Raw genomic sequence first — 12,620 nt, 5'->3', positions numbered from 1 at the left:
TCGCACGTTTCGGCTGCTGCGGCGGGAGGAGGTTGACCCTGACCCTACGTCAGGGTTGGAGCCTGGTCGCATGACGAACCACATCACTTCCTCGGATCGGCTCGCTCCGCCGATCGGAGGGTTCCAGGAGATCGACGGCCGCCGTGTTTTCGTGCATCGGTCGGGCAGCGGCGGACCGGCCGTCGTGTTCCTGCCGGGCGCGAGCGCGACCGGCCTGGACTATTTCGGTGTCCAGCAAGGGGTTTCGCAGTTCACCACCGCTGTGGTGTACGACCGTGGCGGCTCGGGCTACAGCGATCCCCTCCCGCTGCCGCGTACCGCCGCCGCGGTCGCCACAGAGCTGCGCAAGCTGCTGCGCGCCCAGGGCATCGCCGCCCCGTACGTTCTGGCGGCACACTCCCTCGGCGGCTTCTACGCGCATCGGTTCGCGCAGCTGTACCCGCAGGACGTGGCGGGACTGGTCTGGTTGGACGCCCTCCATCGCGACTGGGACGAGTTCCTGCCGCCCGCAATGCATCTCGCCGCCTTCGAGCGGACGGCGCCCGATCTGAAGCAGCTCGAACAGATGCGCCCAGCCCTGCGCGAGATGCGCGACGAGTTGCTCGCGGACTACCCGGAGCACGTACGGCAGCCGCTGATCGATGCCCATGAGAGTGACGAATGGCTCCGCGTCGGCATCGCCGAGCGCAGCGCATTGGCCGAACTCGCCAGTGAATTGCGGGCCGGACCGAACATTCCCGACGTCCCGGTGGTCGCTCTCACCGTGCTGGGCGTAGACCCCGCCCAGCAGGCTCTGACATCGGAGCGGACGTTGCAGGAGATGCATGACGGGAAGACGAGGATGGACGCGGCCCTGGTGAGCGCGGTCTCGCACGGGGAACAACGCATCCTCTCCGACACCCTCCATCACCGGCTCTGCTTCGACCGCCCGGATGCCGTGGTCCAGGCGATCCGCGACGTCTTCGACCGGGTGGCGCACCCCTAGACTCGGCTCAATCCCCTTGCACGAAAACCAGAGGAGCACGGTGCTCACGATCAGCCAGCTCGCGACTACCGCCGGCGTGACCGTGCGCACCGTGCGCCACTATCACCACGTCGGCCTGTTGCCTGAGCCCGAGCGCGACGCCTCCGGCTACCGGCGCTACAGCGCGCAAGCGGCGGTGGATCTCATCCGGATCAGGACCCTCGCCGATGCCGGTGTTCCGCTGGCCCGTATCGACGCGCTGCTGCATGCGCAGCCGGCCGAGTTCGCCTCGGCCATCACCGACATCGACGCCGAATTGCAGCGCAAGATCGACCAGCTCGCCGATTACCGCCGCCGGATCGCGGAACTGGCCGGCGGCGAAAAGCTTGTTCTGCCCCCCGAGGTGGTCGACATCCTGAACCGGATGCGCAGTCTTGGGGTCAGCGAACGGAGGGTACGGCTGGAGCGCGACTCGTGGATCCTGATGCGGGCACTGGATCCGCATGTCATGCCGCAGCGGATACGGGAGAAGAACGCCGGCTTCGACGACCCCGAGACGATGCGCCTGTATCTCGCCTGTGATCAATCAGTCGACTGGGATCCGGACGATCCACGCCTGGACCGGCTCATCGATGACCTGGACGCCTGGGAGATCAAGCACGAACGAGACGGCAGCGAGCCGAAGTACGTGAAGCTGGCCATTGCCCGGATCTCCGAGGCGTCACCGGCATGGCAACGCATCCTCGACGCGCTCGCCCACCGTGCCAAGCAGCGCCGAACCGCCGGGCGCGACAGCTGAAGCCGGCGCCTTGGTGACGTCCGGCGCGAGCGATCGCGTCAGCGACGCCGCCCCAGGTCAGGCCGGGCCAGGCAAGCACATTCACATTGCCGCAGTGGCTGTGAGAGCACCACCCACCCCGTCTCATTTGCCGAAGGCCGCCAGGGCGAGGCGCAGGCCTGTCGCGGGGGCGCCTTGGTTGTCGGTGGAGGAGGTGCCCAGGGCGTAGACGGCTCGGCGGTTGAGGTCGCGGGAGGCGAAGACGCCGCTGCGGTAGCCGGGGTCGCTGCCGGTTTTGCCCCAGAGTATCGAGCCGTCGGGCAGGGGGACCGACATCAGGCCGACGCTGAAGCAGGCCGTCCCCTTGACGGGGCCCGTGTTGCAGTTGGAGTCGTTCGCATAGGGCAGGGGCTTGTTGTCGGTGCCGCGCGGGACAGTGAAGAGTTCGGCGGCCTGGGCCGGGCGCAGGAGGCTGCCGTCGAACAGGCCGGTGATGAAACGGTCGAGGTCGCCGGTGGTGGAGGTCATGCTGGCGGGCAGGCCGCCCTGTTCGTTGACGTCGACGAGCTCGCCGTTGCTCCTGGGCAGGTAGCCGGGGAGGTACGGGCGGGGTACGGGGGTGCTGCGCCCGGGTACGGCGGGGGCGGTCTCGCGCATCTTCAGCGGCTTGAGGATGCGCTTGGTCACTTCGTACTGGTACGGGTGTCCGGTGATCTCCTCGATGAGCTTGCCGGCGACGCGGTAGCCGAAGGAGTTGTACTCCTGCTTGGTGCCGGGGCTGAAGCGCGGTCCCGGGCCGGGCCTGCCCTCGGGGCGGAGGGTCTGCTGGATGATCTGGCCGAAGGTGAGGTAGTCGAAGCGGCGGTCGATGTCCTGGTCCGGGGAGGTCCCGGGGGCGCCTTCGAAGTCCTGGGGAAGTCCGCTGGTGTGGTTGAGCAACTGCCGTACGGTGATGGGCTCCTTGAACCGGTCCTCCGGCAGCAGGCCCGGCAGGTAGTGCTGCACACTCTGGTCGAGGTCGACGCGGCCCTCGGCGGAGAGCTGAAGGAGGATCACCGCCTCCATGGGCTTGGCGATGCTGCCGATTCTGAAGTGCGCGTCGGTCCTGATCCGCTTGCCGGTCACGAGGTCTCCGGAGGTTCCCCGCCAGGTCTGCCCGTCCTTGTGGACCTCGGCCACAGCGCCGACGGCGCCGTCGCCGGGGCGCAGATGTATGGCCTCGTTCAGGGCGGCGCGGTCCAGGCCGGGGGACGTGGTCGGCGCCGCCTGCGCGGGGGCCATGGTGAGCATCACTGCGGCGGTCGTGACGGTGGCCAGGGACAGGGCCGATGAGCGGCGCATGCGGGAGACTCCGGTTTCGCAAGAAGGCGGTTGTCGAACGATGTCGAGTCTTCCGGTCAGGGCCTGCCGGTACGACAGGGAAGACCCTGACCCGCCCCCGAGAGACCCCCGACGTCCAGGTCCAGGAAGTCCCCGACGGCCTTGATGCCCCGCGACCTCCACCGCATCCTGTACCGCCCACCCGCCCTGGCCTTCGCGTCCGGGCCGGGCAGGACGGAATACTCCGAGCACGGCCGAGGCTGACCTGATCATGAGTGAGATTCTTGTGACTGGCGCGACGGGCAATGTCGGCCGAGAAGTTGTGGCTCAGCTTCTGGCCGCAGGCAACGCTGTGCGTGCATTGGCACGTGATCCCGAATCGGCCGAGCTGCCGGGGGAAGCCAAGGTCGTGGGTGGGGACCTGTCCGAGCCGGACTCGCTGGAAGGGGCACTGACCGGGAGTGAGGCGGTGTTCCTGATCTGGCCTTTCCTTACGACCGAGGGCGCCCCTGCCGTACTGGAGGCGATTGCACGACATGCTCGCCGCATCGTCTATCTGTCATCGTCCGGTGTGAACGAGGACGCCGATCGGCAGACCGACCCGATCCACCAGCTCCACGCGGACATGGAGCGCCTGATCGAAAAGTCCGGCCTGGAGTGGACCATCCTGCGGTCGGACAGCATCGCCTCCAACGCGCGATGGTGGGCCGAGCAGATCCGCGCCACGGACGTCGTTCGCGGTCCCGACATCGCCGCCACGGCGGTGATCCACGAGCGCGATATCGCGGCCGTGGCGGTACGTGCGCTGACCGATGACGGGCATACGGGCGCGAAGCACGTACTGACCGGCCCGCAGGTCCTGAGCAGAGCCGACGAGGTACACACGATCGGGCAAGCGATCGGCCGTGCGACGCGCTTCGAGAAGGTTCCCCTCCAGGTCGCACGAGAGCAGATGCTCGCCGACGGCCTTCCGCCCGCTCTCGTCGAGGCCCTGTTGGCCAGCGCTGAAACGCGGCCCGAATCGAGCTTGGTCACCTCCGCGGTGGAAGAGATCACCGGAGCGCCGGCACGCACGTTCCGCTCGTGGGCGGAAGAGCACGCGGGCGATTTCCGCTAGGTTCGCCGGCCGCCACCCCCGCCCCATGCGACAGGACCGCGTCAGGCGTATTCGAAGCCGTGACTCTGGAGGGTGCGGTCGATGTGCCAGAAGGTCCTGCTGATGGCGTGGCGGGGGAAGGTCGTGGAGTAGGGCCCGGCCGCCGCGGGGACGGAGTCGCAGCCGTCCTCGATGAGGACGAGGACGCGGTCGAATCCACAGTGCCCCTGGAAGAGGCCGATCTCGTGGATCACGTTCTGGCGAGCGACCAGGTGTCCGTCGTCGGTGGTGTCTTCGGCGGTGAGGATGCAGACCGCGAAGCTGCACCGTTGGAGATACTCGCTCAAGGCTTCGGTGACCGGACGACTGCCCCAGGATTCGGATTCGAAGGAGTAGACCGGTACGCCGAAGCGTTCCTCGATGAAGGCCTTCACCGCCAGCCACTCCGGGCTTCGTCCGTGGGCGACGAAGACGCCGGTCGGCTGGGCGGCGGTACGTCGGGCCGCGTCCAGAGTACGGATGAAGTCGCGGGTGACGTCGGCGAGCTGCGCGTGTCCGTGGCTGCCGACGTAGCGCAGTTTGTGACGTGCGAGGGTCATGCCGAGCAGACAGCCGAGCTCGATCCGCAGCCGGTCTCCAGTGAGGACCGCGAGCAGGCCGGCGGCGAAGACGTCTCCCGCACCGGTGGCGTCCTCGATCTGGTCGTCGGGGAGAACGACCTGGGGGTAGAACTCGTCGAGCACCTTGTCGTTCTCGCGGCGCCAGGCGTGGATGCCCGTGCGGCGTTTGACGATGACGACGCCGCGTTCGTTGGCGAGTCGTTCCAGCAGCCTCGCGGCCACGTCCTGTTCGGTGTCCTGTCCTGTGCGGTGCCCGAGTTCATGGAATTCGCGGTGGTTGAGCAGCAGGTAGTCGGCGAGACCGACGATCGCGTCCACGTCGGTCGTGTGGTTGACGCTCCAGACGTGGCCCGGGTCGAGGCTGATGCGTGTGGCGGGGCTGATGCGTTTGACGGCTCGCAGCAGCGCGAGGAGCCGCGCCGGGGTGTGGTCGTCGAGGAAAGAGGTGACGTGGATGACGCGGGCGCCGGCGAGATAGGCGACGACTTGGTCGAAGGCCGCGTCGAGATGGTCGGCCATGGCGGCGTTGGCGCCCGCGTGGGTGAGGAGGGTGCGTTCTCCGTCTTCGGTGTAGGAGAAGCAGACGCCGCAGAGGTGTTCTTCGTCGTGGAAGACCAGAGAGTGGTCCACCCCGAGTTCCTGGAACCTCTGGACGGCGGACAGGCCGGGCCCGGGAACGCGGCCGGCGACTCCGACGTAGCCGAGGCGCAGATCGAGCTGGAGCTGGGCCAGCGTGTTGATCGCGTTGAATGCGGAGCCGCCGAGTGAGGTCTGCAAGGCCGAGGCGTTGACCGCCTCGAGCGCGGCGTAGACCGTGGCCTCGTCCACCGCCGCCTCGGTGCCCCACTCCGGGACGGGGCTGCCGTCGTCCAGCAGAGCCGCGATCCGCGCGCTCAGGGGCATCGAGCGGTCCGCGTCCGTGCCGCGGTCGTCGTGGGTGATGTAGTCGAGGTTGAGGGCGCCGACACCGACGACGTCCAGGGCGAACTCCGCTTGTGTTGCCGGCGGGGATCCGTCGCTCAAGTCAGTGGTCACGTTCGCGGCCTCCTTACCAGGACTGCTTCCCGGACCAGCATGCGTTCCAGCTGCACGAAGGTGCTGTCGATACGCCCCGGCGGAAAGCTCATTCGAATCAACCCGGCGTTGTTCGAAAACTGCTCGCATCCTTCCTCAGCCAGGATGGCCACACGCCCGAATCCGTAATAGCCCTGGAAGACGCCAACCTGGTGAACGATCTCCTCGCTCGCCCGGCGCCGGCCTCCCGCCATCACCCGGGAGGCGGTGAGGACGGATACAGCGAATCCACAGCGTCCCAGTTGATCGTGCATGAGCCGGGTGACGTCACCGCCGTCGGGCCGGGCCCTGCCAAGGGTATGGACGGTCAGTCGGCAGTCCTCCTGCAGGAACCTGCGCAGTGTCTGCCACTGGCTCCCGCCGTCGTGGGCCACCAGCACGGCTCTGGGCCGGGTGCTCGGTCCGGTCAGCGTTTCGGTCGACTGCAGGAATCCCTCTCGCCCCACCGCCGGGAGGGCGGCGGAGGGATGGAGATCCCCTCGGGCGATGCGGTACCGGGACAGGCTCAGACCGAGGTACGCCCCCAGTTCCACCTGCAGGCGCCCGGAGAGCAGAGCTGCCAGGACGGAGGCGGAGAACACATCGCCGGCGCCTGTCGCGTCTTCGATCTGCGTCTCGCGCAAGGGCCGGCGCAGGTGGAAGCGCTGTGCGAGCACTCCGGCGCTGGAGTCCCGGAACACCTCGATCGAGTCGTAGCGCTTGGTGACGAAGACGGTGCATCCCCGCGAACAGCGCGCCAGCACCCTGCGGGAGAGCACCTCGTCGGATTCGCCGAGCGAGTAGCCGCCCAGTGCCTTGAACTCCCGGTGGTTGACGAAGAGCAGGTCGCTCAGGGCGAGGATTCCGTCGATGGCGTCGCTGCGGTGTGCCGCCCAGTCGAAGCCAGGGTCGAAACTGATCATCAGCGCCGGGTTGCGACTGCGCGCCCGGGTGAGAACCTTCAGCATCACAGGGGGTGTCACCTCGTCCAGGAAGGAGGTGACGTGCACGATCCGAGCGCCGGCCAGGTACGCCGCGATCTCTTCGCCATGGGCACGCAGGTGGTCGGCCATCGCGAAGTTGGCGCCGGGGTGAGTGAGCATGACGCGCTCGACGTCGTCCAGGTAGGACAAGCAGATGCCGCAGAGCCGGGCCGGCCGTCGGGCCACCCAGCGCCGGTCGATCCCCAGCAGATCCATCTGGCGCACGAACGACAGTCCCGGGGTCTCGATCCGCCCGACCACGCCCACGTATCCCAGCCGCAGGCCCAGTCGCATCTGCGCCAGCGTGAAGATGGTCAACCACGCCGAACCGCCTAATGAGGCATCCAGCGATGACGCCCCGAGCCGCTGGACCGCCTTACTGATGGTCAGCTCGTCGACGGGCCCTTCGGTGTTCCACTCGAACCGGGCCGTCGACTCCGAGACCTGCTCGGCCATCCGGGCCGACAGCCGGGAGGCGCTCGCGATGTAGTCGACGTTCAACGCCCCGAACCCGACGACCTCCGGTGAAGAAGGCTGCACGTCGGCTGCGCGCGTGTCCCCATCCATGACTCCCCCGTCAGGCCGGTTCCTCTTCCCACCATGGGATACCCGCCCACACCCCCGTTCATCGCGGAGCAGGCAGTCGGTCGGAGACAGGCGGTGGATCAGGACGGTCAAGACGCTCGCGTGCCGGACGGTCGCCGAAGCCGGGGTGCCGGGCAACGGCCGGGGCGTGTCCCCCGGCCGCTCGTCACGTCACCGGCCCACGGCTTCACGCAATCGGTCGATCACTTGTGGATTTTGATGCAGATCTCGTCGGGGTAGTCCAAAGGCTCCTGCGTCTTCTCCACGCCGGCGCACATCATCGCGCCATCGGGGTAGTTCCTGCTGCTGAGCCCTTTCATGTAGATCACGGGCGCCCCGTTCTGCCAATCGGTCCAGTTCCACTCGATGTTTCCTCCGCCATACCGCACCTTCGCGAAGTAGTAGCCCGAGCGGACGTGGCCGTGTTGCACGCTGACCATCACGTCCGAGACGTGCAGCCCCTTGCCGATGACCTTGATGCAGGTACCGTTGCCGCACTTGGCGACCGTGGCGGAGGCAACTCCGTTGGTGACCAGCGGAAGGACCGCGCCGGCCACGAGGGCCACCAGTAACCGACCTCGAGGAATACGCATATCGCTCCTGTCCGTGCGTGGGTGAAGTCCGGGGCGTCGCTTCTCCGCTTCCCACTCTCACGAGCCGCGCCACGAAAGCGCCCCGGCGGTGCTATGGGCCGGCTATGCCGGCGGTTGGGGCGGGCCGCTCTCGGCCAGGGACGAGGCTTCCAGCGCATGACGGATGGCTTGTTCGGCCGTCATGGCGCTGCCGTGCTTCTCGGCTTCGGAGTGCTCCCCCGCGGCGAGGCGTTTCCGGAGGCGTCGTGCCAGTGCTCGCAGCACGGGGTGTTCAACGGGTGCCGGGTGCCTGCCGGTCGTGGTGCGCAGGGAGTTCGCCGCGGAGAAGAGGGTGACCGCGCGGGCGGGGTGTCCGCGGTCGGCTTCCTGGCGTGCGGCGGTGATCAGAGCGTCCACGGCCGGCATCCACAGGCCTTTGTCGAGGCAGGCGCGCAGTACGGTACGGAGCAGGCGCGCGCTGGTGGCGAGGTCTCCGGCGGCGTGGAGGTTGCGGGCGTGCTGTGCTCGGCGGCAGACCGTGGCGAACAGGTCGTGCCCGACCGCTGTGTCCTGTAGCGCCGCGGCGGAGAGCGCGGCCGCGCTGTGCGCGTCGCCGCGGTAGTAGGCGAGCTCGGCCTGGGCCCAGCGGACCGTCGCCAGTGCCTCGCGGTCCTCGTGAGCGGCGAGGACGCCTTCGGCGAGTTCGAGATGGTGCGCGGCGAGGGAGAGGTCCCCAAGTCCGCACCGCGCGACGGCGACGGCCACCCTGGCCCGGGCGGTCGCGAATTCGGTGGCCAGGGGCTGGACGATGGTCAGTACGAATTCGGCGGTCCGGGTGGACTCCTCGGCTTCTCCCTGCATGCAGCGTACGACGGAAAGCTGGGCCAGGGCCTCCAGCTGCCGGGGAACGTCCCCGCACGCCTCGGCGGAGCGTGCGGCCTGCTCCAGCAGGGCGGCCGCGCGGGGCAGGTCGGTGCTCAGGTGGATCAGCCCGGCCGCGTACAGCACCTGGGGGCGGACCGTGGGCGGGGCCGAGTCCAGTCGGGTCAGGGCCCGCTCGACCCACTCAAGCCCCTCGCCGGGGAGCCCGACCCAGATCCAGGACATGGCGCCGACCAGCCGGAGCCCGTCGTCGAGGTCGCCGGGGCCGAAGGACCAGTCGAGGCCTGCTCTCAGGTTGGGCAGTTCGCGCCGGAGGCTTCTTCTGAGCCGGATGCTCCGGTGCTCCGCCCCGTCGCGGCCGTCTCCAGGAGCGTCGCCGGAGAGTTGGACGTGTTCGGCCATTTCCCGAAAGTACGCGGCGTGACGGGATCGTATCGCCGGTCCCTCGTCGTGCAGGGCGAGCCGCTCGCGCGCGAACTCTCTGATGGGCTCCAGCAAGCGGTAGCGCGTGGGCTCGTCCTCGGGCGAGGCCTGCAGGAGCGAGCGGTCGACGAGGTCGCGCACCGTGATGTCGACGGCTGCGGCGTCGGGCGGCGTGTGGGGGTGTACGGTCGCGGCCGGGACGTCCGCGGCGACGGCCTGGGCGGCGGCCAGGGTGAAGCCGCCGGAGAACGCGGACAGTCGGGCGAAGACCCGCTGCTCCCCCGGGGACAGCAGGCGATGGCTCCAGGCGATCGCCGCTTCGAGGGAGCGGTGGCGGTCGGGGGTGGCCCGGCGCCGTGACAGCGACCGCAATTGCCGAGGGAGTAGTGCCGCGACTTCGGCCAGTGCGTACGTACGCAGTTGTGCGGCGACCAGTTCCACGGCGAGGGGCAGTCCTTCCACGGCCCGGCAGATACGTGCGACCAGCTCCGCCTGTGCCGCGTCCGGCACGGCGAATCCGGGGCGGCGTGCGGCCGCGCGGTCGACGAACATCTGCCCCGCCGAAGAGCGCAGGACCGCCTCCACGGTGTCCTCCGGGGGTACGTCCAGCGGTCCGACGGGCTGGATCACCTCGTCCGGCAGTGCCAGTGGTTCACGGCTGGTGGCCAGGATGTGGAGCCGGGCACAGCGGGTCAGCAGGAGGTCTGCCAGCTCGGCGCAGGCATCGAGCAGGTGCTCGCAGTTGTCCAGAACGAGCAGGGCGTGACGTGGCGCCAGAGCTCCGCAGAGCGCGTCCATGACCGGTCTGCCCGGCCCGGCCGGAATCCCCAGCGCGCCCGCGACCGCGCTCGGCACCAGCTCGGGGCCGGTCACCGCGTCCAGTTCCACGACGTACACGCCATCGGGCAGGCGACCGGCCGCCTCCGCGGCCCCGGCCAGGGCCAGCTGCGTCTTGCCGACCCCGGGCGGGCCGACCAGCGTGACCATCCGCCGCTCGAGAACCAGCCCCACGAGCCCTGTGATGTCCCGCTCACGGCCGAACAAGGCACATCGCGACGCGAGGGATCCCGCTTGCCGCGGCCGGTCGGCCCCCTCCGGTGCCAGACCGGGGTCTTCGGTAAGGATCTGCTGGTACAGGGCCCGCAGGGCCGGGCCCGGCTCGACCCCCAGTTCGTCGCCGAGCGCTCTCCTGGCCTCGTGGAAGGCGTTCAGTGCCTCGGCGGGGCGCCCGGCCCGGTGCAGTGCGATCATCCGCAGCCGCTGCGCGGACTCCCGTAACGGATGGGCCACGGTGATGGCGCGCAGTTCGGTCATCAGGTCCATGTGCGGCGTCGGCAGCCCGAGGTCGAGTTCGACGCCGATGCACTCTTCAAGGACCGCCAGCCGGATCTCCTCGCATTGAGCGGCCTCCACCTCGAGCAGCCGGGAGGAGAACCCGTCGAACGCCGGGCCTCTCCATAAGGCGAGAGCGGCCCGGAACAAGCCCACCGCCTCGCCATGGCGGCCCGCGGCGGCCGCGGTCCGGCCCTGCCGTATCCGCCCGGTGAACGACGCGAGATCCGTGCGGACGCCGTCCGCGCGCAGCGCATAGCCTCCGCTGTGGGTCTCGATGGCCTGGGAGCGGGGGTCTGCGACGGCCAGGGCACGGCGCAGCGCGGAGACCAACGCTTGGACCTGGGCGCGGGCCGTGGCCGGGGAGTCCTCTCCCCAGGCCGCTTCGATCAGCCGGTCGACCGACACCGTCCTGCCCGCGTGCAGAGCCAGCACGGCGAGGACGATCCGCGCGCGCCCGGCCGGAAGCGCTACGGGACGGCCCTCCGCCAGGACCTCCAAAGGCCCCAACATCCTTATCTCCAACGTGCTCTCCTCCGTCGACCGCGTGACGGAGCCAATATCCGCGCTCCAGCCCACGGCCCGAAAGCCGTGCGGTCACGGACCGGTCGGCGAAGACCATCAGCGGCGGGACGGCCACGGGTGACAGATTCCGCGACGAAGACGCCACCCGGGCCGACCCGCACTCGTCCTCGTCGGTCGGGAAGTGCATCTCGCAGGGCGTGGCCGCGTTGACCGCCAGGACGTCCACGTGGGTCGGGCAGGATCTGGGCGAGCACGCCGAGCATCACCTGCTCGTACGCGAGGAACGAGAGGAAGGGTGCGGCCGGGGCAGCAGGCCCGCCGTGTAGTCCTGCGCCACGGTGCGCCCACCGGGAGCTCGATGGTAGGCATGGGGTACGCCTCGTCCCCGGCCGCCTGGGTCTCGTCGAGCCGCACGGGGTGGACCGCGCCCTCGATCGCCGGCGTGCGCGGGTAGGCGTGGCCGTTGTCCGGCCGGGCCGACTTGTACAGGCACTGCTCCACGAAACGGACGGGAGCGGGCAGAGCGTCCGGGGACCGGCCCGCGATGGATCATCTTCGGCCAAAGCCTGGGTAGAGTGTCGCCGCCATCAAGATCGACGCAGGTGAGGCAAGGTCAGCGGAATGGGCATATTCGAGCGGGCGAAGAGCCTGGGGGCTTCGGTGGGCACGACGGCCACCGCTTTCGGCAGCAATGTCGCCCAGGCCGTCCAGCGGGGCGTCGACGCGGGACGCGCCGGCACCAACGCCTCGGGCGAGTGGGTGGTCTCCGTCCTGCGCTCCTTGCCGGCGCCCGCCGCGCCCGCGCACCAGGAATGGGAGTTCTCGCTCGGCGCCCTCGTCTGCCGGCACCCGCGCGTGCCCGCCGTCACCGCGAAGGCGCTGCGCCCGCTGGACGCCATCGGCGCCCTGCGCTTCGGCCCCGAGTCGGTCGGCTTCGACGGGGAGGACATCCCGTGGTCGAAGGTGGTCCACCTCCAGCTGCACGACGCGTTCAGCGCCATGACGACGGAGGCGCTCGACGCCGAGATCGACCGGATCCGCGATCTGCTGCCCATGGTCCCTGGCCGGAAGTGGCTGGTCACCAAGGTCGTCGAGGGGCTCGCCTCCGTGATGCTGGCCGCGCTGGAACAGGCCGCCGATCAGCGGCTGGAAACCGTCGCCGTAGCCTGCGAGATCACCTACCGGGGTGCGCTCGGCATGAAGAAGACGCTGCACGCCAACCTGTTCACCACGGCCCTGCTGGCCCAGCAGGCGGAGGTCATGCACAGCCTGGTCCTCACCGCGCAGGCCAACGGCGTGCCCGTCCTGCCCTCCGAGGCGCCCCGGGCGGGAACGCCCACGGGCGAGCGGGTGCTCGCCCTGCGAGCCCGCACCGACGCCGTCGCCGCGCAGCTGCGCATCGAGCAGGGCACGGACGCTCCTCCCGCTCTGGAAGCCGGACCCCGCCCGTAGGCACCGCCGCCGGAACACGGTCGGCCACTGCGTCA

General features: G+C 69.6%; 9 protein-coding genes. 4 read left to right on the top strand and 5 right to left on the bottom strand.

What is annotated here, in order from left to right:
• Nucleotides 1-70: 70 nt before the first annotated feature.
• Both AB4K12_RS04655 and AB4K12_RS04650 read left to right on the top strand, forming a co-directional pair.
• On the top strand, nt 71-985 hold the full coding sequence (locus AB4K12_RS04655) for an alpha/beta fold hydrolase (RefSeq protein WP_368432952.1): 915 nt from the start codon (nt 71-73) through the stop codon (nt 983-985).
• A gap of 40 nt (nt 986-1,025) precedes the next feature.
• Nucleotides 1,026-1,763 (top strand): MerR family transcriptional regulator, encoded by a 738-nt coding sequence (locus AB4K12_RS04650; RefSeq protein ID WP_368432951.1) that lies wholly within the window; start codon nt 1,026-1,028, stop codon nt 1,761-1,763.
• Between the two features lie 123 nt (nt 1,764-1,886).
• Here AB4K12_RS04650 and AB4K12_RS04645 read toward each other — a convergent pair whose 3' ends face one another.
• A complete protein-coding gene (locus AB4K12_RS04645; RefSeq protein WP_368432950.1) occupies nt 1,887-3,083 on the bottom strand; it encodes a serine hydrolase domain-containing protein in 1,197 nt (398 codons plus the stop codon).
• A 250-nt stretch (nt 3,084-3,333) separates the two neighbouring features.
• Between AB4K12_RS04645 and AB4K12_RS04640 the strand changes: the two genes are divergently transcribed.
• Entirely contained in the window at nt 3,334-4,179 is an 846-nt protein-coding gene (locus tag AB4K12_RS04640; protein WP_368432949.1) for an SDR family oxidoreductase, read from the top strand.
• A 41-nt stretch (nt 4,180-4,220) separates the two neighbouring features.
• On the opposite strand, the gene AB4K12_RS04635 is transcribed toward AB4K12_RS04640, so the two are convergent.
• The 4 genes from AB4K12_RS04635 to AB4K12_RS04620 form a co-directional block, all read right to left on the bottom strand.
• The gene (locus AB4K12_RS04635; RefSeq protein ID WP_368432948.1) at nt 4,221-5,813 is read right to left on the bottom strand and encodes a PfkB family carbohydrate kinase; all 1,593 of its coding nucleotides are present in this window, start codon (nt 5,811-5,813) and stop codon (nt 4,221-4,223) included.
• Nucleotides 5,810-7,381, bottom strand: a complete 1,572-nt coding sequence (locus AB4K12_RS04630; RefSeq protein ID WP_368432947.1) for a carbohydrate kinase family protein — start codon at nt 7,379-7,381, stop codon at nt 5,810-5,812. Before AB4K12_RS04630 ends, AB4K12_RS04635 begins: the two co-directional genes overlap by 4 nt.
• A gap of 221 nt (nt 7,382-7,602) precedes the next feature.
• Nucleotides 7,603-7,965, bottom strand: coding sequence for a hypothetical protein (locus AB4K12_RS04625; RefSeq protein WP_368432946.1), 363 nt, complete (start codon nt 7,963-7,965; stop codon nt 7,603-7,605).
• 129 nt (nt 7,966-8,094) lie between these two features.
• Nucleotides 8,095-11,121, bottom strand: coding sequence for a BTAD domain-containing putative transcriptional regulator (locus AB4K12_RS04620; RefSeq protein ID WP_368432945.1), 3,027 nt, complete (start codon nt 11,119-11,121; stop codon nt 8,095-8,097).
• A 633-nt stretch (nt 11,122-11,754) separates the two neighbouring features.
• Between AB4K12_RS04620 and AB4K12_RS04615 the strand changes: the two genes are divergently transcribed.
• Nucleotides 11,755-12,585, top strand: coding sequence for a hypothetical protein (locus AB4K12_RS04615; protein ID WP_368432944.1), 831 nt, complete (start codon nt 11,755-11,757; stop codon nt 12,583-12,585).
• The last annotated feature ends 35 nt before the right edge of the window (nt 12,586-12,620 follow it).

The sequence above is a fragment of the Streptomyces sp. C36 genome (genome assembly GCF_040932295.1).
Lineage (GTDB): Bacteria > Actinomycetota > Actinomycetes > Streptomycetales > Streptomycetaceae > Streptomyces > Streptomyces triculaminicus.
This window is presented reverse-complemented; position numbering and strand designations above follow the sequence as displayed.

Coding starts and splice junctions, on each gene's coding strand:
- AB4K12_RS04655 (WP_368432952.1), top strand. CDS start 71: ATGACGAACCACATCACTTCCTCGGATCGGCTCGCTCCGCCGATCGGA.
- AB4K12_RS04645 (WP_368432950.1), bottom strand. CDS start 3,083: ATGCGCCGCTCATCGGCCCTGTCCCTGGCCACCGTCACGACCGCCGCA.
- AB4K12_RS04640 (WP_368432949.1), top strand. CDS start 3,334: ATGAGTGAGATTCTTGTGACTGGCGCGACGGGCAATGTCGGCCGAGAA.
- AB4K12_RS04630 (WP_368432947.1), bottom strand. CDS start 7,381: ATGGATGGGGACACGCGCGCAGCCGACGTGCAGCCTTCTTCACCGGAG.
- AB4K12_RS04620 (WP_368432945.1), bottom strand. CDS start 11,121: ATGTTGGGGCCTTTGGAGGTCCTGGCGGAGGGCCGTCCCGTAGCGCTT.
- AB4K12_RS04615 (WP_368432944.1), top strand. CDS start 11,755: ATGGGCATATTCGAGCGGGCGAAGAGCCTGGGGGCTTCGGTGGGCACG.